23 protein-coding genes and 1 pseudogene are annotated in these 25,461 nt (G+C 39.7%); 4 read left to right on the forward strand and 20 right to left on the reverse strand.

All coding sequences use genetic code 11. From position 1 onward, the window contains the following. Window positions 1-6: 6 nt before the first annotated feature. From pyrF to AB3I27_RS02080, 14 genes and pseudogenes are all read right to left on the reverse strand, one after another. Window positions 7-720: pseudogene (pyrF, locus tag AB3I27_RS02015) on the reverse strand (orotidine-5'-phosphate decarboxylase); the annotation flags it as partial. Beyond that, complete coding sequence (locus AB3I27_RS02020) at window positions 717-1,649, reverse strand: dihydroorotate dehydrogenase (protein WP_002309316.1); 933 nt, start codon at window positions 1,647-1,649, stop codon at window positions 717-719. The gene AB3I27_RS02020 and the pseudogene pyrF, both read right to left, overlap by 4 nt. Beyond that, on the reverse strand, window positions 1,646-2,422 hold the full coding sequence (locus AB3I27_RS02025) for a dihydroorotate dehydrogenase electron transfer subunit (protein WP_002309317.1): 777 nt from the start codon (window positions 2,420-2,422) through the stop codon (window positions 1,646-1,648). Before AB3I27_RS02025 ends, AB3I27_RS02020 begins: the two co-directional genes overlap by 4 nt. A gap of 53 nt (window positions 2,423-2,475) precedes the next feature. Further along, complete coding sequence (carB, locus tag AB3I27_RS02030) at window positions 2,476-5,661, reverse strand: carbamoyl-phosphate synthase large subunit (protein WP_002309319.1); 3,186 nt, start codon at window positions 5,659-5,661, stop codon at window positions 2,476-2,478. Window positions 5,662-5,665: 4 nt separating this feature from the next. After that, window positions 5,666-6,742: a carbamoyl phosphate synthase small subunit gene (locus tag AB3I27_RS02035; RefSeq protein ID WP_002329184.1), complete on the reverse strand. Its 1,077-nt coding sequence runs from the start codon at window positions 6,740-6,742 to the stop codon at window positions 5,666-5,668. Between the two features lie 4 nt (window positions 6,743-6,746). Continuing rightward, the gene (locus AB3I27_RS02040; RefSeq protein ID WP_002329183.1) at window positions 6,747-8,027 is read right to left on the reverse strand and encodes a dihydroorotase; all 1,281 of its coding nucleotides are present in this window, start codon (window positions 8,025-8,027) and stop codon (window positions 6,747-6,749) included. Window positions 8,028-8,045: 18 nt separating this feature from the next. Beyond that, on the reverse strand, window positions 8,046-8,972 hold the full coding sequence (locus tag AB3I27_RS02045; protein ID WP_002309323.1) for an aspartate carbamoyltransferase catalytic subunit: 927 nt from the start codon (window positions 8,970-8,972) through the stop codon (window positions 8,046-8,048). 12 nt (window positions 8,973-8,984) lie between these two features. After that, window positions 8,985-10,268: a solute carrier family 23 protein gene (locus AB3I27_RS02050; protein WP_002309324.1), complete on the reverse strand. Its 1,284-nt coding sequence runs from the start codon at window positions 10,266-10,268 to the stop codon at window positions 8,985-8,987. A gap of 13 nt (window positions 10,269-10,281) precedes the next feature. After that, window positions 10,282-10,821, reverse strand: a complete 540-nt coding sequence (pyrR, locus tag AB3I27_RS02055; RefSeq protein WP_002295862.1) for a bifunctional pyr operon transcriptional regulator/uracil phosphoribosyltransferase PyrR — start codon at window positions 10,819-10,821, stop codon at window positions 10,282-10,284. Window positions 10,822-11,056: 235 nt separating this feature from the next. Beyond that, window positions 11,057-11,968 carry an RluA family pseudouridine synthase gene (locus AB3I27_RS02060; protein ID WP_002309325.1) on the reverse strand — a complete coding sequence of 304 codons (912 nt, stop codon included), beginning with the start codon at window positions 11,966-11,968 and terminating at the stop codon, window positions 11,057-11,059. Further along, window positions 11,965-12,429 carry a signal peptidase II gene (gene lspA / locus AB3I27_RS02065; protein ID WP_002309326.1) on the reverse strand — a complete coding sequence of 155 codons (465 nt, stop codon included), beginning with the start codon at window positions 12,427-12,429 and terminating at the stop codon, window positions 11,965-11,967. The genes AB3I27_RS02060 and lspA overlap by 4 nt, the downstream gene beginning before the upstream one ends. Window positions 12,430-12,433: 4 nt before the next feature. Then, window positions 12,434-13,132 (reverse strand): CBS domain-containing protein, encoded by a 699-nt coding sequence (locus tag AB3I27_RS02070; protein WP_002309327.1) that lies wholly within the window; start codon window positions 13,130-13,132, stop codon window positions 12,434-12,436. Next, a complete protein-coding gene (locus AB3I27_RS02075) occupies window positions 13,119-13,505 on the reverse strand; it encodes a hypothetical protein (RefSeq protein ID WP_002309328.1) in 387 nt (128 codons plus the stop codon). The genes AB3I27_RS02070 and AB3I27_RS02075 overlap by 14 nt, the downstream gene beginning before the upstream one ends. Before the next feature lie 173 nt (window positions 13,506-13,678). After that, entirely contained in the window at window positions 13,679-15,349 is a 1,671-nt protein-coding gene (locus tag AB3I27_RS02080; protein WP_002329182.1) for a formate--tetrahydrofolate ligase, read from the reverse strand. Between the two features lie 182 nt (window positions 15,350-15,531). On the opposite strand from AB3I27_RS02080, the gene AB3I27_RS02085 reads away from it, so the two are divergent. Continuing rightward, window positions 15,532-15,762, forward strand: coding sequence for a cold-shock protein (locus tag AB3I27_RS02085; RefSeq protein ID WP_002309330.1), 231 nt, complete (start codon window positions 15,532-15,534; stop codon window positions 15,760-15,762). 103 nt (window positions 15,763-15,865) lie between these two features. On the opposite strand, the gene AB3I27_RS02090 is transcribed toward AB3I27_RS02085, so the two are convergent. Next, complete coding sequence (locus tag AB3I27_RS02090) at window positions 15,866-16,315, reverse strand: EbsA family protein (protein ID WP_002309331.1); 450 nt, start codon at window positions 16,313-16,315, stop codon at window positions 15,866-15,868. Between the two features lie 78 nt (window positions 16,316-16,393). Here AB3I27_RS02090 and AB3I27_RS02095 point away from each other — a divergent pair, with 78 nt between their 5' ends. After that, the gene (locus AB3I27_RS02095; protein WP_002309332.1) at window positions 16,394-16,798 is read left to right on the forward strand and encodes a ribonuclease HI family protein; all 405 of its coding nucleotides are present in this window, start codon (window positions 16,394-16,396) and stop codon (window positions 16,796-16,798) included. A gap of 46 nt (window positions 16,799-16,844) precedes the next feature. On the opposite strand, the gene AB3I27_RS02100 is transcribed toward AB3I27_RS02095, so the two are convergent. The 3 genes from AB3I27_RS02100 to alaS form a co-directional block, all read right to left on the reverse strand. Then, complete coding sequence (locus tag AB3I27_RS02100) at window positions 16,845-17,993, reverse strand: cation diffusion facilitator family transporter (protein WP_002309334.1); 1,149 nt, start codon at window positions 17,991-17,993, stop codon at window positions 16,845-16,847. A gap of 122 nt (window positions 17,994-18,115) precedes the next feature. Further along, window positions 18,116-18,712, reverse strand: a complete 597-nt coding sequence (locus AB3I27_RS02105; RefSeq protein ID WP_002309336.1) for an ECF transporter S component — start codon at window positions 18,710-18,712, stop codon at window positions 18,116-18,118. Window positions 18,713-18,917: 205 nt separating this feature from the next. Beyond that, on the reverse strand, window positions 18,918-21,560 hold the full coding sequence (gene alaS, locus AB3I27_RS02110) for an alanine--tRNA ligase (RefSeq protein ID WP_002313789.1): 2,643 nt from the start codon (window positions 21,558-21,560) through the stop codon (window positions 18,918-18,920). 390 nt (window positions 21,561-21,950) lie between these two features. On the opposite strand from alaS, the gene AB3I27_RS02115 reads away from it, so the two are divergent. Further along, on the forward strand, window positions 21,951-22,382 hold the full coding sequence (locus AB3I27_RS02115; protein ID WP_002309339.1) for a GNAT family N-acetyltransferase: 432 nt from the start codon (window positions 21,951-21,953) through the stop codon (window positions 22,380-22,382). A gap of 44 nt (window positions 22,383-22,426) precedes the next feature. Here the strand turns inward: AB3I27_RS02115 and AB3I27_RS02120 are convergent, their stop codons facing one another. Beyond that, window positions 22,427-23,776: a DEAD/DEAH box helicase gene (locus AB3I27_RS02120; RefSeq protein WP_002309341.1), complete on the reverse strand. Its 1,350-nt coding sequence runs from the start codon at window positions 23,774-23,776 to the stop codon at window positions 22,427-22,429. Between the two features lie 69 nt (window positions 23,777-23,845). Further along, complete coding sequence (locus AB3I27_RS02125) at window positions 23,846-25,009, reverse strand: VanZ family protein (RefSeq protein WP_104760136.1); 1,164 nt, start codon at window positions 25,007-25,009, stop codon at window positions 23,846-23,848. Window positions 25,010-25,137: 128 nt separating this feature from the next. On the opposite strand from AB3I27_RS02125, the gene AB3I27_RS02130 reads away from it, so the two are divergent. Beyond that, window positions 25,138-25,461, forward strand: a complete 324-nt coding sequence (locus AB3I27_RS02130) for a hypothetical protein (protein ID WP_002313792.1) — start codon at window positions 25,138-25,140, stop codon at window positions 25,459-25,461.

The raw sequence follows: 25,461 nt of genomic DNA on the forward strand, positions 1-25,461 counted from the left end.
AGGTTGGCTCCATTCTGTTTGAATCGCTCGGTATGCTTCATAAGGATCAGTTGCCTGTGTGATTGGTCGTCCCACAACGATGAAAGTTGAGCCAATCTCTCTTGCTTGAGAAGGTGTGACTACTCTTGTCTGATCTCCTACGACTGTTCCTTCTGGTCTTATCCCTGGAGTTAAGCAAACAAATTCATCTCCCGCCGTTTCTTTGATCGCTTCTACTTCCCAAGCAGAAGAAACCACACCATCTAATCCTGCTTTTTTGGCACAGTTAGCGTAATGGATCACACTTTTTTCTAAAGGAACTTCGATTAGTTGGTCTGCATGCATCTCCTCTTCACTTGTAGAGGTAAGTTGAGTGATAGCTAGAAGTAGGGGACGTTTCCCACCTTCTGGCGTTCCTTCTTCTAATCCACGCATTGCCGCCTCCATCATGCGAATACCGCCAGCTGCATGAACACATGTGACATCAACACCAAGCTTTGCCAGTCCCCGCATTGCTTTTTCGACCGTATTCGGAATATCGTGAAGTTTCAGATCTAAAAACACATCGTGACCAGCATCTTTTAAATAACGTACGATTTCAGGTCCTTCTTGGTAGAACAATTCCATTCCGATTTTCACAAACAATTTTTCTTCTTCTGGGAAAAAAAGAAGAAAGTCTTCTACTTCTTGCCAAGTTGAAAAATCTAATGCAATGATTGGTCGTTGGTTTAGTTGGTTCATCGTTCACGTTCCTCTCTCACTTCTTTGATTAATCTTTCCAGTGACTCAATACCTAGTTCGTTCATTCGCACTGGGAGCTCTTTGATTAGTTTAGGACAGATATAGGGATCGGTGAAATTCGCAGTCCCTATAGCTACAGCGCTTGCTCCAGCCATAAACATCTCAAGAACATCGTCCACTGTCTGCACGCCGCCCATCCCAATGATTGGAAGATTGGATATACTTGCCACTTGATGAATCAAACGGATAGCGACAGGCTTGATTGCTGGTCCGGATAGTCCACCTGTTTGATTGGCTAAAATTGGTTTTCTTGTCTTAAGGTCAATCCGCATACCAAGTAGTGTATTGATCATTGTAAATCCATCTGCCCCTCCAGCTTCGATTGCCTGAGCGATTGGAACGATGTCTGTCACATTGGGAGATAGTTTGACATAGACAGGAACAGAAGCAACTTTCTTTACTGCTTGTGTTAATTGAAAAGCAACGTCAGGATCTGTTCCAAAAGCGATACCGCCATGCTTGACATTTGGACAGGAAATATTCAGCTCGATTGCTTTCACATTTGGCGCTTCGCCGATTTTGCTACAAACTTCTACATAGTCTTCTTCACAAGCACCAGCAACATTTGCGATGATGGGTAACTCATTGTACTCCTCTAATTCTGGAAGAAGTTTATTCATAACAACGTCTAGACCAGGATTTTGTAAACCAATCGCATTCAACATGCCAGATGGTGTTTCCGCCACTCTCGGTGTGGGATTGCCAAAGCGAGCATTTGGAGTCGTTGCCTTGACCATGATCGAACCAAGCTGATTCAAATCATAGTATTTTCCATATTCTTTGCCAAAACCGAAACAGCCGCTTGCTGGCATGATAGGATTTTTTAATTCTAGGCCAGGAAGTTTGACTGCTAAAGGATTCTCATTCATATAATTACCTCTCCTATTTTAAAAATCGGTCCTTCGTCACAAACTTTCACACTTTTTGTTCCTGTTTCATCTTCCGGCGTATGACAAACGCAAGCATAGCAAGCCCCTATCCCACATGCCATGCGGGATTCTAATGATAACTGGACATTTTGATGCGAAGAAAACAGCTGTTCCACTGTCTTCAATAACCCGTTTGAACCACATGCAAAAACTGCTGTAGGTTTCGTCTTCGTTCCTAATAATAAATTACCGACATTTCCGTGCATACCGTATGTGCCATCGTCAGTAGCGATTCTTGTTTCTCCAAGACGATTAAATTCTTTTTCATAATAAACGACTTCATGTGTGGCAAAACCTAAAAAGTGCGTTGGCTTGATCCCTTTTTTGACTAACTGCTTTGATAACTCATACAGAGGCGGGACACCGATTCCTCCACCGATTATAAATACTTCGTCTCCTGTATGAAGATCAGATAAATCAAAGCCATTACCTAAAGGGCCCATAACATCTAAATAGTCTCCGGCAGAAAGAGTAGAGAAAACGCTAGTCCCCTCACCTTCCACCCGATAGATAATACGGCAAGTATTTGTCTCGTGATCGATATGATTCAAGCTAATCGGTCGGCGTAGCAGCAAGTCTGCACGCGGCACGAGGATATGCAAGAACTGTCCTGGTTGCTGCATTTCTTTTACTAGATCACCTTTTAATGTCATTTCAAAAATCTTTGGTGCCAGCTGTTTTTGCTGAACGATTTCCATCATTTCTTGTTTCATCTGTCCCCTCCTGTAACGGATTTTCTTCTTTCGGTCTTAACATGTATACACCGTTAAATAGGGTTGGTTGAAAATGCACGGGATTCCATCACTCGAACGATCGCATCTGCTGTGTCTAAAGAAGTAAACAACGGAATACCATGTTCGACTGCTTCTCTTCGGATAATGAAGCCGTCTTTAGAAGCATTTCCCCGATCTTTATCAATCGTATTGACAACCACTTGTGTTTTACCATCTCGTATTAAGTCGACTACATTTTTTTCTGCTGCTTCCTCAGAAATTTTCGCAACTGTTTCAACAACCAAACCATGTTTTTCGAAATAGGCAGCTGTATGTTTCGTTCCTATCAGACTATAGCCGATTTCTGTAAAACGTTTAGCCAACTCTAGTGCTTCTTCTTTTGTTTCATCCGCAATCGTAAACAATACGGCTCCATATTCAGGCAAGTGTAATCCAGAAGCTTCGAATGCCTTGTACAAAGCTTTGTCTAATTGTCTGTCAGACCCCATTACTTCTCCAGTCGATTTCATTTCAGGCCCTAAGTAAGTATCGACTTTCTGCAATTTAGTAAAAGAAAAGACGGGCGCTTTAACATGGACTTCTTTTGTTTCCTTATAAAGTCCGTTTTCATAACCAAGTGCCTTTAATTTCTCTCCCAAAATAGCTTTCGTCGCAATTTGTGCCATTGGAATTCCTGTCACCTTACTTAAGAATGGAACAGTCCGACTTGCTCGAGGATTGACTTCGATCACATAAACCTCATTTTCATGGATGACGAACTGGATATTCATCATCCCGACACAGTTCAAACCTAATGCTAAACGGATCGTGTAGTCTTCGATCGTTTTCTTGATTGATTCAGATAATGTTTGAGGTGGATACACAGCCATTGAATCCCCTGAATGGACACCGGCACGCTCAATATGTTCCATGATCCCTGGAATGAGTACTGTTTCACCGTCACAAATCGCATCCACTTCGCATTCGCCACCAAGCAAATAGCGGTCCACTAGTACTGGATGTTCTGGAGAAGCTTTCACAGCATGTTCCATGTAGTCTTCTAAATCTCGCTGATTTTCAACGATTTCCATCGCACGCCCGCCTAATACATAGCTTGGACGAACAAGTACTGGATAACCAATTCTCGAAGCGATAACCACGGCTTCTTCTTTACTTGTAGCAGTATCCCCTAAAGGTTGAGGAATATCCAACTCTTTCAGCGCTTGCTCGAATAAATCACGATTTTCCGCACGATCCAAGTCTTCAATCGTTGTCCCTAAGATTTTTACACCAGCAGTAGTCAAAGGTTCGGCTAAGTTGATTGCTGTCTGACCACCGAATTGAACGATTACTCCTATCGGCTGTTCTAGCTCGATCACATTCATCACATCTTCGAAGGTCAATGGCTCAAAATATAATTTATCCGAAATAGAAAAGTCAGTAGAAACTGTTTCCGGATTGCTGTTCATGATGATTGCCTCGTATCCTGCCTGCTGGATGGCTTTGACAGAATGCACAGTCGCATAGTCAAATTCAACTCCTTGTCCGATACGGATAGGACCAGATCCCAGTACTAGAACTGAGGGCTTTTCTGATCGTGAACTTTCATTTTCATATTCATAGGAACTATAAAAATAAGGTGTTTTTGATTCGAATTCCGCTGCACAAGTGTCAACCATTTTATATACAGGAATCAAATCATTTTCTTTTCTCATCTGGCGAACGGCTTCTTCGCTTATTTCCCACAGCTCCGCCACTTTTTTGTCTGTAAAACCGTTTTGTTTCGCTGTTTTCAATATCCTGTCATCCAACGGCTGCTGTTTCAACTGCTGTTCGATTTCTACGATATGCAACAGTTTATCTAAAAAGAATAAATCGATTTTTGTCAAATCTGCCAATTCTTCTATGGTGTACCCTCGTCTAATAGCTTCAGCTACATAAAACAGGCGATCATCTTGTGCTCGAACCACTTTTTGGATTAGGTCATCGTCCGTGATGTCTGCCAACTCAGGAAGTTCGATATGGTGTGTACCGATTTCTAAAGAACGCACAGCTTTCAATAAAGACTCTTCGATATTCCGACCGATAGCCATCACTTCACCAGTTGCTTTCATCTGCGTACCTAAAAGCCGTTCTCCGTTTTCAAACTTATCAAACGGCCAGCGAGGAATTTTAGCTACAACATAATCTAATGCAGGTTCAAATTCTGCAAAAGTCGTTCCTGTTACAGGATTTTTCATTTCGTCTAATGTTAATCCAAGCGCTATTTTAGCAGCTAGCTTAGCGATCGGATAGCCAGTCGCCTTACTTGCTAACGCCGATGAACGAGAAACACGCGGATTGACTTCAATCACATAATAATTAAAGCTATGTGGATCAAGAGCAAGTTGGACGTTACAGCCTCCTTCGATCTTAAGTGCTCGAATAATCGAAAGAGAAGCATCACGAAGCATTTGATATTCATGGTCAGACAATGTCTGGCTAGGAGCAAACACGATAGAATCACCTGTATGGATACCCACTGGGTCAAAATTTTCCATGTTGCAGACAACGATTGCATTATCAGCCGAATCTCTCATCACTTCATATTCAATTTCTTTAAAACCCGCAATACTTCGTTCAATTAAACATTGGGTAGCTGGGGAAAGACTTAATCCATTTTCTGAGACTATTCGTAATTCTTCTTCATTTTCACACATGCCTCCACCAGTCCCGCCTAAAGTAAAGGCTGGACGAACGATGACGGGATAGCCGATTTTATTTGCAAACGCTACAGCTTCTTCTACTGTATTGACGATTTCAGACTCGGGGATTGGCTGATTCAATTCTTTCATCAACTGTTTGAATAAATCACGGTCTTCTGCTTGATCGATCGCAGAAAGCTTCGTTCCTAGAAGTTCTATGTTCAATTCTTCTAAAATACCTGATGCTGCCAGCTCCATTGCCATATTGAGGCCTGTCTGTCCGCCTAAAGTTGGAAGGAGAGCATCTGGACGCTCTTTTCGAAGAATCCTTGATACAAATTCAAGTGTGATCGGTTCGATATATACTTGATCTGCCACTTCTTTGTCCGTCATGATCGTCGCAGGATTAGAATTTACTAAAACCACTTCATATCCCTCTTCTTTTAAAGCAAGGCAAGCTTGTGTTCCTGCGTAGTCAAATTCTGCGGCTTGACCAATGATGATCGGACCAGATCCAATCACCATAATTTTCTTGATATCTGTACGTTTCGGCATCTGTTTACTGCTCCTTTCCTGCATCCATCATTTCCATAAATTCATCAAATAAATGTAGTGCATCGTGCGGACCAGGAGCAGCATCTGGATGAAACTGCACACTGAAAGCGGGATAATCTCTGTGTTTGACTCCTTCTACTGTTCCGTCATTTACTTCTACATGGGTTACGATGAGTTTTTCTGGATCAATCGTGGCTTCATCGACTGCATAGCCATGATTTTGAGAAGTAAAATCAATTCTTCCGGTCGCTACTTCTCGTACCGGGTGATTTAATCCTCGATGTCCGAATTTCATTTTATAGGTATCTGCACCGTTGGCTAAAGCAAATAACTGGTGACCAAGACAAATACCAAAAATCGGTACTTTTCCTTGGATTTTTTTGATCATTTCGATTGCTTCTGGCACATCTTTTGGATCACCAGGTCCATTCGTCAGCATGACTCCGTCTGGTGATAACGCTAAAATCGTCTCGGCATCTGTGTTATAGGGAAGTACTGTGAGGTTACAGTTTCTTTTACTCAATTCTCGTAAAATACTATGTTTCAAGCCGAAGTCAATGACGATAACTTTCCGTCCTGTCCCTGGACTTGGATAAGGTTTGTTAGTGGAGACTTGCTGCACTTGATTGGTTGCTAGAACGGTTGCTTTCAGCTGATCAAATGCATGTTCGAAGGAATCTCCAGCATCAACGATACTTGCTTTCATCGTTCCGGCTTCACGGATTTTACGAGTAAGGGCGCGCGTATCGATACCTGATATTCCAGGAATCCCTTTTTGTTTCAAAAATGAATCTAGCGTCATTTGGTTTCGCCAGTTTGAAGCTACACGCGCGTGCTCTTTTACTACTACTCCTTTGCATGTTGGAGAAATCGATTCATAATCATCTCTATTTACCCCATAATTGCCCACCATAGGATAGGTAAATGTAATGATTTGACCGTTGAAACTTTGATCGGTGATGGTTTCTTGATAACCAGTCATACTTGTTGTAAAAACGATTTCTCCGAAGACATTTGCATCCGCGCCAAAAGCTTTTCCTTCGAAAACTGTTCCATCTTCTAATATAAGCAAACGTTCCATATTTTTATTCTCCCTTCTGCCACACAAGTTTTCCGTTGACAAAAGTCATTTGTGTTTCACCTTTTACTTTCCAGCCGATAAAAGGTGTATTTTCCCCTTTTGATAAAAAGTCTTCTTTATCGATCGTGCAAGTTTTTGTAATATCAAAAATTGCTACATCAGCGGGTGCGCCGACTGTCAGCGTTCCTGCATTCAAACCAAAAATCTCAGCCGGTTTAACTGCCAGCCAATTGATTACTTGTTCCAATGTGAATTGTCCAGTTTCTACAAAATGAGTGTAGATCAGTTGGAATGCTGTTTCGCTTCCTACTATGCCAAATGGCGATTTCATGAAGCTTTGGCTTTTTTCTTCTAATCCATGTGGGGCATGATCTGTAGCGATACAATCGATCGTGCCGTCAAGCAAACCTTCGATCAAGGCTTCCCTGTCCTTCCGTCCTCTTAGCGGTGGATTCATTTTCCAAAAGCCGAAATCTTCGGGAATATCTTCATCGATCAAAATAAGATGATGGGGCGAAACTTCCGCTGTTACGTGGATTCCTGCTTTTTTTGCGTCTCTGATTACTCGGACACTCTCTTTAGTAGATACGTGGCACACATGGTAATGAACACCAGTTGCTTCAGCTAGCAACAGATCTCTGGCGATTTGAGAAGACTCGGTTACACTTAAGATCCCGGGAAGACCCAGTTCTTCTGCCTTCTTGCCAGCATGCATAACACCGCCAAATAATAAAGATTCGTCTTCTGTATGGGCTACTAGTGCTTTATTGTTTTTCGCAGCTTCTTTCATAGCCAGATACATCGTTCCAGCCGTTTGGACACCTACACCGTCATTTGTGAAAGCAAAAGCACCTTCTTCAATCAGTGCTTCTTGATCAACTAATTTCTCACTTCGCAGATTTTCTGTGATTGGCGCATACTGTAATACCTTCACAACTGCATCTTTTCTAATGATGTCATATACTTGTTTCAGCTTTTCTGCCGTATCAGGTACAGGATTTAAATTCGGCATCGCGCATACAGTAGTAAAACCACCACGTGCAGCTGAGCGAGTTCCAGCTTCGATCGTCTCCTTGTATGTAAATCCTGGCTCTCTCAAATGGACATGGACGTCCACTAAACCAGGTGTGATCAATTGTCCCTTTGCATCAAACACTTCATCAAATTCGGCTTCTGAGAATCCTGTACCGATTGCTTTGATTCGCCCATCTTCTATCCAAATTTCTGCTGGTGTCGTCATATTTTTTCGTGTATTGATCTGACCGTTTTTAATGAGTGTTTTCATTTTTCCATCCTCCTATAATTACGCTTTTCCATTTAGCACTGCTTCTAAGATTGCCATTCTGACAAAGACACCATTGCTCATTTGTTGAACGATTCGTGACTGTAATCCTTCCACTAATGAATCAGCTAATTCCACATCGCGGTTAACTGGTGCTGGGTGCATAATGATTGCATGTTTTTGCAGCTTCTTCGCACGTTCAACTGTTAAACCATATTCCTGATGGTAGCCTTCTTTTGAGAAGCTTTCTTTTCCATCATGGCGTTCGTGTTGCACTCGAAGCATCATCATGACATCAACTTGATCTAGTAGTTCGTCCAATGGCATATAATGTCCGTATACTTCGAATTCATCGTCGTACCATTCTCTAGGACCTGAGAAGAATACTTGTGCACCTAAGCGTTTCAACATCTGCATATTGGATTTCGCTACCCGAGAGTGGGTGATGTCCCCTACAATGGCAACTTTCAGTCCTTCAAAGTGTCCAAATTCTTCATAAATGGTCATCAAATCAAGCAAGCATTGGGTTGGGTGCTGTCCGCTTCCGTCTCCCCCATTAATAATCGAGCACTGGATGGTTTTGCTTTGTATCAGTTCGTCATAATAGTTTTCATCACCATGACGGATGACCGCTACATCTACACCTAATGCAGACATCGTCAGTACTGTATCGTATAACGTTTCTCCTTTTTGGACAGAGCTTGTACTTGCTTCAAATTCAATCACTTCAAGCCCTAGTTTTTTCTCCGCTACATCAAAACTTTTATGTGTGCGGGTACTATTTTCGAAAAAGAGGTTTGTAGCAAAGTACTGGCGCTTTTGCGGAGTCCAATTAGCCCCTTGCTTGAATTCTTGCCCTCTGCGAATCAAGCCCATAACTTCTTGGTCAGTAAGTGCCTCAACGGTCAATAAATGCTTTAAACTGATACGTTCTGATTTGATGATCATAATGTTTCCTCCTTAGTTTTCTTCGCTTCGTGAAGTTTCTGGTAAGATAAGATTTAAAACGATGCCAAGTACAGTTGCTAACGCCATTGCCGACAATGTAAATGTGCCTACTTCAAAGACAAGTCCGCCAATTCCTACTACTAGTATAACTGAAGCAATCAACAGATTTTTCTTTTTGTCAAAATCGATTTTGTTCTCGATCAAAATCTTCATTCCGCTTGCTGCAATGACACCAAACAAGATAAAACTGATTCCTGAGATGACTGGTCCAGGGATACTTAAAATCAAAGCGCTTAATTTTCCTACGAATCCCAAAACGACTGCAAAAACTGCAGCTCCCCCAATCACAAACACGCTATGGACGCGTGTGATAGCCAGAACACCAATGTTTTCGCCGTAACTTGTTACAGGAGGTCCACCAACGAAGGCTGCTACGATTTGTGCTAAGCCATCACCTGTCAACGTCTTATGAAGACCCGGTTCTTCAAAGAAATTACGTTTAGTTAGTTTATTCAATACCATAAGATGGCCGATATGCTCTGTCATCGTCACAAAAGCGATGGGCGCCATTGTTGTGATTGCTCCAAGATATAGCTTTGGTTCATATTGTAAAAATGGAATCTCAAAGTTAGGAACAGCAAACCAGGCAGCGTCTACGATTGGCTTAGTATCCACGATTCCAAACAGCAAGGCTACGATGTACCCGCTAATAATACCTAGTAAAATCGGAATCAATCCGAGAAAACCTCTTAGCCACATGTTGAAGAAGATGGTCAATCCTAATGTGATCAGTGCTACGGCAATATACTTGAAATCATATGTGCCTTGATTATACATAGCATTTGTTGCTGCATTTGCCGCAAGTCCCAACCCGATAACCATGATGACTGGGCCGACGACGATCGGAGGCAAGATTTTATCTAGCCATGCTGAACCGATCTTTTTGATGATCAGCGCAACAATCAAGTAGACTAATCCAGTTGTGACTGCTCCTTGTGCAATCGCTGGATAACCATCTGTTTTCATCAAAAGCTGCATCGCTGCAATGAAAGCGAAGCTGCTTCCTAAGTACGCAGGTATCTTTCCTTTAGTAGTAAATAAGTACACCAATGTACCTAGTCCTGAACTGACTAGTGCGATACCTGGATCGATCCCTACTAAGATAGGTACTAACACGGTTGCTCCGAACATCGTGAACAAGTGTTGTAAACTTAATCCAACCCAATGTCCTGGGGTTGGGCGATCGTGGATATCTAACACCACGTCATCATTATGAAATCCTTTTTTCTCCGACATGTTTCTCTCTCCTCTAATCTTCCTCTTTCAAAATCATGATGCGATCTTGTCCATCAAGCTCTTGCATCTCTACTAAAATCTCTTCCGCCCGAGATGTTGGAATGTTCTTCCCAACATAATCTGCACGGATTGGCAATTCTCGATGCCCACGATCTACTAGGACTGCTAATGAAATTTTTCTTGGTCTGCCAAAATCCATTACTGCGTCCATTGCTGCTCGAATCGTTCGTCCTGTATACAAAACATCATCAATCAAAATAACTTCTTTTCCTTCTAAGGAAACTGGGATGTCAGAAGAATGAAGTTCCGGTTCTTCTGGATTTTCTTTTTTGTCATCTCGGTATAAAGTGATATCTAGTTCTCCTACAGGAATATCGATATCTTCTAGCTGCTTCAGGCGTTCAGCGATTCTTGATGCAATGTAGATCCCTCGTGTTTTGATACCTACCAATACGATATCTTGGATACTATGGTTTCTCTCGATAATCTCATAAGTAATTCGAGTCAATGCTCGCTTCATCGTTACCTGATCTACTACTTCTTTTGCTTGCATTTTCATTCCCCCTACTTTTTTGCATAAAAAAACTCCTGCCCTAAGAGGACAGGAGGAATGTTTAGACTGAGCGTATACTGATACACTGATAGCTATACTATGTCAATGAGCAATTTACTTTATGGCGCACCATACGTATCCTTGCTCCCACCCTTCTTAGCCTCACGGGACTAAACTTAAAGGAATTCTATTAAGTTTTATGCTTTCGTTGTTAATTACTATACCGTTATCTAAATTAAAATGCAATGTTTTTTCTTAATTTTTCTAAAGTTTTTTCAAAAACTTCTGGAAGAGGTGCTTCAAAGATCATCTTTTCGTTTGTAGTCGGGTGCGTAAAACCTAACATTTGCGCATGGAGAAACTGACCATTGCCTTTCAAAGTTTTCTTCGGTCCGTATACTGGATCTCCAGCTAACGGATAACCGATATACTTCATATGCACGCGGATCTGATGTGTTCTTCCAGTTTCCAGTTTTAATTCAACTAGAGTAAATCCTTCAAAACGTTCCAATACAGTAAAATGCGTGACAGCTGGCTTTCCATCTTCTCTTATCGCCTGCATTTTTCGGTTTTCTTTCGAACGGCCGATTGGCGCATTGATCGTGCCTTTTTCGTGAGGAATCTCTCCATGGACTAAAGCAACATATTTACGTAAAGAAGTCTTATCTTTTAATTGCTTAGCTAATGATTCGTGTGCCTGGTCATTTTTGGCAACCATCAGCAAACCTGAAGTATCTTTGTCGATTCGGTGGACGATACCCGGTCGGATAACTCCGTTGATCGTAGAAAGATCCTTGACATGATACATCAGCGCATTGACCATTGTACCATGCGTATGACCTGCTGAAGGATGAACGACCATTCCTTGGGGTTTATTGATTACCGCGACATCTTCATCTTCGTAAACAATGGTCAACGGGATGTTCTCTGGGACAACATCTAATGTTTCTGGTTCAGGAATCAAGACAGTGATCTCGTCTCCTTGTTTTACTTTGTAATTTGCTTTGACTGGTTCTCCATTGACAGAAACCGCACGTTCTTTCAGCCACAATTGAATTTGCGAACGGCTGTAATTACTGAATAGATTAGTCAATACTTTATCGATCCTACCAGATTCATGATAAATCGTTGTTTTAAGTTCTGTCATTTTTTTCTTTGATCCTTTTCATCTAAAATAATATAAATTAATATACAGATCACTCCGCATACAAGTGTCACATCTGCTACATTGAAAATTGGAAAGTTCATAAAGTCTGTTTGAAACATATCTACTACATAGCCAAGTCGGAGACGATCAATAAAGTTACCTATCGCACCAGCTAGAATCAGGCTCAATCCAATCATGAACCAGCGATTACCTTTTTCACGATTTTTAATCATCAATGTGAGAATCACAACGACTGCAATGAGTGTCACTATAGTAAAGAACCACATCTTCCCTTCTAGCATACTCCATGCGGCTCCAGTGTTTCGAATATGATTCAGTGACAATATACCTGGTATAAGACTTTTCGTCTCTCCAAGCGCTAAATTATCAGTGATCCACCATTTGACCAGCTGATCCACTCCCACTAGCAGAGCGCTGAATATCCAATAAATAATTAACAAAAAATCAATCCTTTTCTATTTGTTTATAAATATCGCGAGGTCGTATGATCCCAAGCAGATTACCATCGGGATTACCATCTTTAGTGATAAGTACGGCTTCCAAAGTTCCTTGCTCACGAAACATCGCTTCAACCTCGTAAATATGTGTTTTAGCTGGAACAAAATGATAATTTGTGTACTTCCCATTTTGGATAATCAAATCCAATGCTCGTTTATTTGTTAAATCAACAGGACCTTTTTGGCTTTCTTTTGCTAGCCAAAATCCGATATTCCGTAAAGTAATCAATGCTACAAATTTTCCTTTATTATATAACGGAAACTGTGAATACCTTTTTTCTGCTACTATCTTTAACAGTTCAAGTAGCGGAAGATCTTGCTCAAAACCGGTTACACGTTTTGCAAATCGAGGTAGTACGGTTTCTGGGCGTATCAGTTCTTGTTCGATCAGCTGGATTCGCTTGACTGTCCAATCATTTGGTTCTGCAATGACAAAATCGACGGCGATTCGGTCATGGACGATTGCATTCCTTAACTGAGCAAGCTGTAAAAGATCATCTTCATATTTTCTGATCATCAATTGTTTTCTTTGAGCTAGGCGTCTGACAAGTTCGGTAAATCCCATGTTTCGTGCATTTCCCATCTCGTCTCTCATCCATTTTTCGATTCGATTGAAACTGATTAAAAAAAGATCAGAGTTTGCCATAATTTTCCTCCTTGATCAAATATGCCCGGTTTTTTATATAGAAAAAGAACGCAAACATCACGACAACTGCAAAAAAACTGAAAAATAGATTTTGTAGGAAAACGGCCCCCAACCCAGTTGCCAGAAATAAGAACGGGTAGATTTGAAGAATCAAACTATTCATTGTGATCACATAAACAGGCTTTGCTTCTTTCACTGTATAAACGGGGCTTTTTAGCCAATAAAAGGTGACCTGCATCGTAAAGGGAACTTCCAGATCAAGCGTTATCTTTTGTTCATGATTGAGAAAACTGCGTTTTTCATTATTGATTCTTAATTGAATCGAGCTGCCCATACCGTAAAAACCGGTTTTTCTTATAAATGTCGTTTTCATCGTACCCTCCTATTATGCTTTAGTATAGCTCAAAATACAATAAAGAAAAAGAATGATCCTAGTGCAAACACAATTAATCTCTTGACACCTTCAAAAAAAGAAGCTGTAGTCAAAATACAGCTCCTCTTATGTTTAATGAAAGTCATTTAGTATACGGTAGATTATAATCAAGCTTAAAACAAACCAAATACTTCTCCGTCGTTTGTCACGTCCATATTTAATGCAGCAGGTTTTTTAGGCAAACCAGGCATCGTCATAACATCCCCAGTTAAGGCTACTAAAAATCCTGCCCCTACTTTTGGGATGATTTCTCGGATGGTGATGGTGAAATCTTCAGGTGCGCCTAGCAATGAAGGATCATCAGAGAATGAATATTGGGTTTTCGCCATACAAATCGGCAAATTATCCCATCCATTTTTCGTAAATTCTTCTATTTGTTTTTGCGCCTTTTTACTAAAAACAACACCATTTCCTCCGTAGATTTTCTTGACGATTGTTTCAGTCTTTTCTTGTATCGTTTCTTCTAGGAGATACAATGGCTTGTAATCAGCTTCTTTTCTATCAATCAATCGTACCACAGCTTCTGCTAAATCAACGCCACCTTCTGCTCCATTTGCCCATACACTTGCTCTTTTAGCAAGGATTCCCTGATCTTCGCACAAGTGCTCCAGCAGTGTAAGTTCACTATCTGTATCTGTTACGAATTCATTGATTGCAACGATCACAGGGAGTTGGTATTGTTCCATGTTACGTATATGACGTTTTAAATTTGCAAAACCTATTTTCAAAGCGTCAAGATTCTCATTTTTAAGTTCATCTTTTTTCATTCCGCCATGCATTTTCAATGCGCGGATTGTTGCGACGATCACCACTGCATCCGGCGCTTTTTTCAAGTTAGGTACTTTGATATCTAAAAATTTCTCTCCGCCAAGATCTGCACCAAATCCTGCCTCTGTGACAACGTAATCTGCTAATCTCAATGCTGTCTTGGTAGCTAAAATACTATTGCAGCCATGGGCGATATTGGCAAACGGTCCCCCGTGGACAAAAGCTGGTGTTCCGTAAATTGTTTGTACAAGATTCGGTTTGATAGCATCTTTCAGCAGTAATGCCAGAGCGCCTTCTGCTTTCAAGTCTCCAGCAGTCACAGGCTGACGGTCAAATGTATAGCCGACAACGATTCTTGCAAGACGAGCCTTTAAATCTTCGAGGTCTGCCGCAAGACACAAGATAGCCATGATTTCGCTAGCAACTGTGATATCAAACCCATCTTCTCTTGGGACACCTTGGATTGGCCCACCCAAGCCAACGATTACTTTACGCAGTTCACGATCATTGAGATCAACTACCCGTTTCCAAATCACTCGGCGAGCATCGATGTTCAATTCATTTCCTTGATGAATATGATTATCTAAAAGAGCAGATAATGCATTATTAGCTGTTGTGATAGCATGCATGTCACCAGTAAAATGCAAGTTGATATCTTCCATAGGCAATACCTGTGCATATCCTCCGCCTGCAGCACCACCTTTGATTCCCATCACAGGACCAAGTGAGGGTTCTCGCAATGCAATAACAGATTTTTTATTGATTTTATTGAGCGCGTCTCCTAACCCTACAGTGATTGTTGACTTTCCTTCGCCAGCTGGTGTTGGATTGATGGAAGTAACTAAGATCAAATGCCCTTCAGCGTTATCCTTTGAGCGATTGATTCCAGAAAAATTGATTTTCGCCTTATATTTCCCATACAGTTCCAAATCGTCTTCCTTAAGATCTAATTTACTAGCTACTTCAATAATCGGTTCTAGATCTGTTTCTTGTGAAATTTGCAGATCACTCTTCATTTGATTACCCCTTTTCACGAACTTTATTTAAAAAAATACCTTCTTTGTTAAGATATGCCAATTATACCTTGTTTTATTCAGAAAAAAAACATTAAATTACGGGTTTTTAATTTATTTGACGTACTTATAAATACTCTTTATAATGAAGGCTATGATCAGACTTTAGAAAGGTCGTGAGTGCTTTGACCACAGGAATTGTAAAATGGTTTGACAACAAAAAAGGATACGGCTTTATCAGTTATGATGACACAGAAGAAATTTTTGTACATTTTACTGCGATTGAAGAAGAGGGATTCAAAACTTTGGAAGAAAATCAAGTGGTCGAATTTGAGATCATCGAGGGGAATCGAGGAACACAAGCTGCCCATGTCAAGAAAGGCAGTGTTCACACTTCCGAATCCAGTATACATTGATTTAGATAATCAAATAGAGTGAGACGTTTAACGGGTTGATCCGTACGTCTCACTCTTTTCTTTTCCTACAAAGATTCATTTCTTCAGGGCCTATTTTTTAAAATTAACTTTTTCTATTTTTCGTATATGGGGTATTATTTCTTTGCTGTTGAGAAGATGGTCCTACTTTAGGCCCACTTTTTTCAAGATGATCAAAAAGAACCACTTGATCTTTTTTTCGCATCATAAAAACAGATGGGGCTTTCTCATTTTGCAATGTCATTTGTACTCCTGTATTAGTCGGTGTCAAAGATCGAATCTGTCCGACAGTTATTTCCCGGTCTTTCCAAAAAGCAGCATAGCGTATGATGACCGAGTTGGATTTTAAAATAAAAGAACGCCGCCATCCTAGAAATAGAAAAACAAGAAAAACACCTAAAACAATATTGCTTTTCCAATACGGACCTGTGTTTTCTAAAGAAAGAATCAGACTAAAAAACAGAATGATCAAGGTCAATGACCAATAGATGATCGTATGTGCCAATTCAGGCTGCCATCGAATATTTTTTTTCATTCTCTAACCTCTCACCGATTCAGTAATGATATAATCTTACCATAACATTAATTTGAACAAAAAGGAGAATCTCTTTTTATGTTAAAAGTATACATTGATGCCTCTACAAAAGGCAACCCTGGACCTAGCGGAGGAGGGATCTTGATTGTCTATCAAGGTAAACAAGAACAGCTATCTATTCCCCTTTCTGTAGGGACAAACCATCAAGCAGAGTTCGAAGTCTTTTTAAAAACTTTAGAATTTCTAAAGAATAAGGGTTTACAGAATGAAACGATTTTCTGTTTTTCAGACAGCAAAACACTGGTTTCTACAGTCGATAAAAACACAACGAAAAACGAGCTTTTCCTTCCCTATCTCCAAAAAATCAAAGAACTTCTGCCCGACTTTTCCTTGTTAATCCTACAATGGTTGCCCGAAAACAAAAACAAAGGGGCAGATAACCTCGCACGACAAGCCCTACAAAAACAATTAAAAGAAAAATAGACTCTTCGAAGAAAAAACTTTAAAGAGTCTTTTTAGTATCTTGTCTTTAATACAAAAGATAATTGTGATCAAAAGTGATTTCCAAATGATAATCTCCGATTTTTTCTTCTATTTGAATACGTAAAATTCTTTCGAGTTCTGTATCATCAAATTGGAATTTTTCAGGAACAACTACGTCAAACTGCAATGTTTTCCCTTGATGGATGACTCTAAAATCATGTATATCGAGCCCTCTACCTGTTTCAAAAAGAATTTGCTTTAATTGATGCAAGATATTATAGTATTTTTCGTTATCAACAGGCATTGGGTCCAAGTGACAGACAAGTTCTACGTCTAAAGACTTTTTGAAGTCTTTTTCTATCAGGTCAATAATCTTATGTGCTTCATTCAAATTCATTGATTCATCTACTTCGATGTGGACTGATGCAAAGCGTTTATTGGGTCCATAGTTATGCACCAGCAAATCATGATAGCCAAGTATATCGTCGCAGGCATTCAAGTGTTCTTCCATTTCTTCAATCTCTGCTGACGTTGGGCGACTACCTAATAGCTCATATACAAAATTCCGAAGCATAGTTAAACCACTATAAAGGATATATAATGCTAAAGCAAAACCGATATATCCATCGATACGCCATCCAGTTACCCATTCGATTGCTGCTGAAAGCAATACAGCCAGTGTAGTAAAGACATCATTATAACTATCTGTTGCTGTAGCTCTCAATGTTTCAGAATCAATGGATCGTGCAATAACCTGGTACATTTTTCCTTGTGCAAATTTCAAAAAGATGGAAATGATCAGGACAAAAAAGACGATGGGTGCTAAAGAGACATTTTCTGGATGGATGATTTTTTCAACGGATGACTCTAAAAATTGAAATCCTACATAAGTAATGATGATCGAAACAAATAACCCACTGATATATTCGAAACGTTCATGTCCATAAGGATGTTCCTGATCCGCTGGCTTTGCAGCAATTTTAAATCCAATCAAAGTCAATATAGATGAAGCAGTGTCTGATAGACTATTCACTGCATCAGCCATAATGGAGACACTCCCTGAAAAAAGCCCGATCATTAGCTTAGAGACAAACAAGATTAGATTCGTAACCAATCCTAATATGCCAGCTAGTACTCCTTTTTTTGTCCGCTGTTGCGGTATTTGTTTCTTTTTTTCTTCTTGTTTCTTAACCAAGTTTTTTATCCCTTCTAGTTTGCTTGTTGCTCAGGTAAAAAGATGGAGAGGACAATTCTTTTCCTCTCCTCTCTTCCTTTTTCCATCTATCATGCGTCCTACTATTCATTCAAAGATGGCCGTTATTCTGGTTTTAATGGCGTTGCTGCAAATAACGCTTTTGCTAGTAATGGTGTTATGATTCCCGCTCCTATTGCTTCAGGTATCCCATTGATTGCTGCAACTCCTGCTAAGGTTTTAAATAAAAGAGCAGAATCTACACCATAGGCATCTGCCGTTGCACCTGTATAAAATAATCCCATGAATCCTAACACTAAGACTGTATTGACCAATGAACCTAATACCCCTGCAAAGACCGAGCTGATCGTTATTGATTTATTTTTTTGATAAATCCAGTGGAAAACCAAACCAGCTACTAAGCCAACAAGCACTCTGGGAACTACCGAAATAATCGGGTTCGTGAATACCAATGTATCAAATGGCGTTGTCGGCATGGCGTAGGCACGGACAATTGTAGCAATTCCCCAAAACAGGCCAATTACCATCCCATCTTTTGGACCCAATACTACTGCGGCAATAATTACTGTAATATGAATAATCGTTAAACTAATGAACCCTAATGGAATAAAGCCAAGCCAAGGTACCATAGCTTGTACGATGATGATTGCTAATAAGATAGCACGTAAGACTAGTCGAAAGGTTTTATTTCTGCTATTCATTTTTTTCACCCCTTTTATTTATACTAATCGTAAAAATTTCTGTCACTTTCGTCAACTAAAGACCATCCGAAATCGACCATTTGATTAGATGCGCTCTTCTATTCCATCGAAAAAAGTATGAGGGCAAGACTATTTGTCTTCGCCCCCATGATCGTGTTTCGTTCAATGATTGAACAGTTGTTTTTTTCTATCAAACATAAACGGTCTATTGTTGCGCAAGCCATTCTTTCGCAGCTTTAAGTGCATCTGGAATACCAGCAGGATTTTTCCCACCAGCTTGTGCCATATCTGGACGTCCACCACCGCCACCGCCTACTTTCGGTGCGATTGCTTTAATCAAGTCGCCAGCTTTTAGTCCAGCTTCATTTGATTCTTTCGTCATTGCCGCTAGCAGACTGACTTTTCCTTCTTGTTCGTTTGCTAAAACAAGAATGTCTGAAATATTTTTTTGTTTCCATTGGTCAGCTAATTGACGCAGCTGATTCATGTCTTTCACTTTTACTTGTGCTGCAATGATTGTTTTTCCATTGATCCTTTCTGGATTCTTGAATACATCACCGGCTTGTTGATTCGCTAACTTGCTAGCTAATTGTTCATTTTCCTTTTGTAGCTCTCTTACTTGCTGTTGCAATTGTTCCGCTTTTGAAACAACTTCCTTCAATTGAGGTGATTTAACAATTGTTGCTACTTGTTTTAGTTGTTTTTCTTCTTCTTCAAGTAGTTCATACGCTTCTTTGCTTGTTACAGCCTCGATTCGTCGCACGCCTGCACCAATTCCTGATTCAGAAACGATTTTGAAGATTCCGATGTTTTCTGTGTTTGCTACATGTGTGCCTCCGCACAGTTCGATTGACCAACCGCCAATATTGACTACGCGAACGTCATGTCCGTATTTTTCACCAAACAAAGCCATTGCACCCATATTTTTGGCTGTATCGATATCTGTTTCAATTGTTTCAACTGGGATAGCTTCCCAGATTTTTTCGTTGACGATTCTTTCCATTTCAGCTAATTCATCTGAAGTGATTTGACCAAAATGGGTAAAGTCGAATCGTAAATGTCCAGGAGCGACTAAAGAACCAGCTTGATTTGCATGCTCGCCAAGTACTTCTTTCAATGCTTTGTGCAGTAAATGGGTTGCTGTATGGTTTTTGATGATACGGTTGCGCATCGATTGATCGATCAATAGATGATAAGTTTGTCCTTCGCTCATTGGTGCTTTTACTTCTACTGTGTGCATAAATTGACCATTAGGCGCTTTTTGAACATCTGTAACAACTGCAACGATTTCTCCTGCTTCATCCATGATCCAACCTTGGTCTGCTACTTGGCCACCCATTTCTGCATAAAAAGGTGTTTGGTCAAAGATCATTTGAGCTTCACCTTCTGCGATTTCATTCAGAAGAGATTCGCCTTTTACGATGACCAATAATTGACTATCTGATTCTTGCTCCGTGTATCCGATGAATTTACTTTCTACTTTGATATCTGTCAATAAAGCAGATTGTACACCCATTGATTTTTCTGTACTACGGGCAGAGCGAGCACGTTCACGTTGTGCGTCCATTTCTTTTTCAAAACCAGCATGATCAACTTTCAGTCCTTCATCTTCTGCCACTTCTTCCGTTAATTCTACTGGGAAGCCATATGTGTCGTATAATTTGAAGATGTCTTTTCCTGATAGAGTCGTACCGTTTTCGTTTTTCACTTCTTGGATCACTTGATTCAAGATTTCCAATCCTTCATTGATTGTTTCATTGAAACGTTCTTCTTCTGTACGGATAACTTTTTCAATAAATTCTTTTTGTTGAAGTACTTCAGGATAATAACTTACCATGATTTCCCCAACGACAGGGACTAAACGATATAAGAATGCTTGTTCAATACCTAATTTTTTCCCATGCATGACCGCGCGACGAAGCAAACGGCGTAAGACATACCCTCTTCCTTCATTCGATGGTAATGCACCATCGCCAATAGCAAATGAAAGGGCCCGAATATGATCTGCGATTACTTTGTAAGAGATATCTGTTACTGGGTTTTCACCATATTTTACTTGTTTGCTTAGCTTTTCTACGGCGTGGATAATAGGCATAAACAAATCTGTCTCAAAGTTCGTGGGCGCATCTTGAACGATTGAGACCATACGTTCCAATCCCATGCCCGTATCAATGTTTTTATGAGGAAGTGGTTCAAATGTATTATCAGGTTTATGGTTGAATTCTGAAAATACCAAGTTCCAGATTTCTAAATAACGTTCATTTTCTCCTCCTGGATAGTTTTCAGGATCATCTTCTGCTAAATCGTTATAAGCTTCTCCTCGGTCATAGAAAATTTCTGTATCTGGTCCACATGGGCCTGCACCGATATCCCAGAAGTTGTCTTCTACATCAATAATGTGATCTAACGGTAGACCGACTTCTTCATGCCAGATGCGTTTTGCTTCTGTATCTTTTGGATAAACTGTTACATAAAGTTTTTCTGGATCGAATGCCATCCATTTTGGATCAGTCAAAAATTCCCATGCCCAGTGGATGGCTTCATTTTTGAAATAGTCACCAATAGAAAAATTGCCCAGCATCTCAAACATCGTATGGTGACGTGCTGTTTTACCGACATTTTCGATATCATTTGTTCGAATAGACTTTTGGGCATTTGTGATTCTTGGATTTTCTGGTACAACTGAACCATCAAAATATTTTTTCAATGTTGCAACACCAGAGTTGATCCATAATAAGGTTGGATCGTTCACGGGGATCAAAGACGCACTAGGTTCAATTGTATGTCCTTTAGATTGGAAGAAATCAAGAAACATTTGTCGAACTTGTGCACTACTTAATTGTTTCATATCATTACCTGCTTTCTATAAATTAAATACAAAAAAACACCATTACAGCCAAGGACGAAAACTCGCGGTACCACCTTGATTGCAATGATGTGTAATCATTACCTCTTAAACTCGATAACGCTGAGCTGCGTCGGTATTTCTACCAAAATAGAAAAAGGGAGCAATTTGATTAGTGACTATTCTTTTTTCAGCCAAGAAAGAATTTTCTGTGAGTCTTAAAAAAACAAATCATGTCCTTTTCGTACTTTAATAAGTATACGCATTCTGTCAAGCACTGTCAATATCTCAATTACCTATTTTTATTTCCTTTTGGTCATATTCCATATTTTTTGGTACGATAAGGATAAAGAAATCAATACATCTCTGTTATTCATGATAAGGAGGAATATGATGAAAAAAATAGTTGGCGCAGATGAATGGATCCGCGCAGCTAGCTGCTTTTTGAGATATCAAGTTTTTGTATTAGAACAAGGAATTCCTGCAGAACTAGAATTCGACGGAAAAGATATCCCGCAACAAAACTATTATCTATTTCTTGATAAAAAAAGACCAGTAGCCACATTGCGTTATGAAAAGAAAACACCTACTTGCTTCAAGCCAGAACGCTTTTGCGTAGCAAAAGAATACCGAGGAAAAGGGTTAGGCGGTCAGTTGCTTGAAGCTGCAGAAAAACGGGCGATGTCAGAAGGTTGTCAGACTAGTTATGTAGTAGCTGAAATGACGGCTGTAGATTTTTATGAAAAACAAGGGTATCATACTTGCACGAAACCTTTTATTGAAGATGAAGTACTTTGTATCGGAATGGAAAAAAGTCTCGCTTAAAAACAAGAGACTGTGACAAAAGGCGTGTCACAATCTCTTGTTTTTTATTTATGCGAATTTTTCTTATTTTTACGAGCAATACGACTTTGCTGTCTGCGTTCGATTTTGCGTTCTTTTTTATTTTTTTCTGCAATTGCCCAATCGATTTTTTTCTTATAACCAGGCTTGATCTTTTTCTTTTTCTTCTTCACAAGTCCAATCAGAGTTGGGTCTAATACATCCTTTGATTTTTCTCGTTTGGTACGTCTATTACGATCATATGTTTTAACGATTTCACCATTTTTGATTTCTTTCGGTTCAAATGAGACGCCTAATTTCTCGATCGCATCAATGGCTTGTTCATCGTTTGGTGAATACAACGTAATGGCCGTTCCTTTTAAACCATTACGTCCAGTACGTCCGACACGATGGATAAAGAAGTCCAGATCTTCCGGGATTTCTGCATTGATAACATGAGAAACACCTTCGATATCGATTCCTCTAGCAGCTAAATCAGTCGCTACAACATATTGATACTCCAGATTCTGTACTTGTCGCATCACTCGTTTTCTCTCTCTTGGTGTGATGTCCCCGTGAATCTTTGCTACTTTCAATCCTTGGTTTTTCAAATAATCAGCAATTTCATCCACATGCTGTTTTGTATTGGCAAATACGATTGCTAAATAAGGATGACCAATCGTCAGCAGTTGATAAATCATTTGATTCTCATCTTTACCTTTTGTTGAGATCAGCCAATTTTCGATATCTTCAGAAATAACTGCTTTCGGCTTGATTTCTTCAATGATTGGATTCTCCATATATTTTCGCAAGAATGGACGCAGTTTTTCTGGAATAGTGGCAGAAAAGACTAAGAACTGCAATTTTTCTGGTAACCGACTTGCAATTTGGTCTACTTCATTTAAAAAACCCATATCCAATGTCATATCCGCTTCATCAACAACAAATGCAAATGCTGTGTGAATCTTCAACGCTTGTTCATTCATCATGTCTAATATTCTACCTGGCGTGCCTACTACGACCTGTGGCTGCTGATGGTGCAGACGGTTTAACTGACGCTGTTTGTCTGTCCCCCCGACAAAATTCGAAACACGGATCTCCGGTGTAGAAAATTTAGCGATTTGTGTAGCTGCTTCATAAATTTGTGCAGCCAGTTCTCTACTTGGAGCTGTAATAACAACTTGTACTTCCTCTTTATCTGCATTGATTTTTTCAAACAACGGCAACAAAAACGTATGTGTTTTTCCTGTACCAGTTTGAGATTGCCCAATGATATTTTTTCCTTTTGCAATTAAAGGAATCAAACGTTCCTGGACCTCTGTGGGCTGTTTGAAGCCCTTTGCGGCTAACGCTTCATTGATAAATGGTTTGAAGCGAAATATATCAAAATTATTCATTCGTGCACCTCTTCTCTTTAAATTATCACGACTTTGGCATTATAACATAGACAAAGTATTTTTGCTCAGCTAATTTCGAGAATCATCATCCTTTGTTTGAGCAATCGTGCTAACGGTATATGTGTGACTAGCTTTTTCATAAAACAGAATCCGTTTTTTTCTCAAAAATGATAGCAAGATATTTAAAATAAAAATACCTTGCAGTAGCAAGACACCGAGAGAAATGAATACTGCACTCATCTGCAACACCGTATTCGTTGTCGAATTCATGATTTGCTGAAGCAACTGCCCCAACCAGCTTAAACCATAAAAAAGAAAATATAGATACCCATAGCGGATGATCAATGCTTTCAAAGAAATTCGCTCGCGGTCTTGCTCCACCAAGCGGATGCGTACAACTTTTTTCCCAAGTGTCCATCCATTGGTTATAAACGGTACAATCATAAAGTATAGCCCTACTTCCAATAAAAGCCACCAGATATGAGAAGTAACTGTCCCTGAATCGAACGCAAGTTTAAAGAAAATCGCTGCGATAAAATTGACAATAGATAAAAATGTCCAGTCGATCAAATAAGCGACCAAACGTCGTGTCAACGAGACAGTTTTTCCTTTTTCATAAGAAAGTTCATCCATCCGTCTTCTCGTAGGAAGCATAAATGTAAATAACGGCGTAACAACAAAACCAATGATTCCACCCAATGTATTTGTCACTAAATCATTCACATCAAATAAGCGGTATGGTCTTGGGTAGATAAAATAAAGGCCACTTAGCTGCGTCAGCTCAAAAAATAGTGATAGACAGAAACTAGCAATCATCGTTTTCATAAAGGAAAGCCGGAAATAATATCTTAAATAAATGCCAAATGGTATGAGTAATAAAACATTAAAAGCTGGTTCCAAAAACACACTCTGCTTCATCGCCGGCAGATAGGTACTAGGTTCAGATAATACCAATACCGTGTTGTCTCTGAAATGTTGCCATGAAGCAAATAAATGCAGCTCCATCTTTGGTCCTGTCATTTGGGCAACCGTCTCCTTTGCCGGAAGTGGTAAGATTACCAGAAAGTATGCACACAATAAATAGAAAACAAAGGAATACAAAATAACTGCCCTTGTTACTAGAAATGTTCCATACTTTCGATATTCATAAATAAAAAAAACAGATGAAATCGCTAAGGCTAAAAATGGAAAAACAACCAGCGCAAAACGAATCGGTTCGATATAACTTGCCATGTGACTCCTCCTTGATTCTTTGTATCTCCCTTATCTTAGCAGTCCTTTGCTGTTTCAAGCAAGTAACGAGGCTATTATTTCTCATTTCTTTCAAAGTAAAGTAAGATAAACTCAAAGGGGGTGTCGAGATGCTGAATATGTACTTTGTTTTTGGCGTACCTATTTTTTTACTGTTCCTTTATGCAACAATTGCTTATGTAAGAAAAAGAACTACGATTCATTATTTAGGATTTATTCTCCTGATTATTTCAGGTTTCATGCTTGTCTTCAACCTTCAGACTTGGCAGCAAGCGCTTTTTGAAATGGATAAAATGACTCCACATGCTTTGTCTAAAATGATTGGCTACCCTGTCTATCTGATTTGGCTTCCCATTTTCATTTCTGGTTGCTTGGTTTTATTAAATATTTATCGCAGTGTACGCCGAATATTTCTCTTACGCAAAGCAAAATAA

Origin of the sequence: Enterococcus sp. C46 (assembly GCF_040887565.1) — a bacterium.
Lineage (GTDB): Bacteria > Bacillota > Bacilli > Lactobacillales > Enterococcaceae > Enterococcus_B > Enterococcus_B lactis.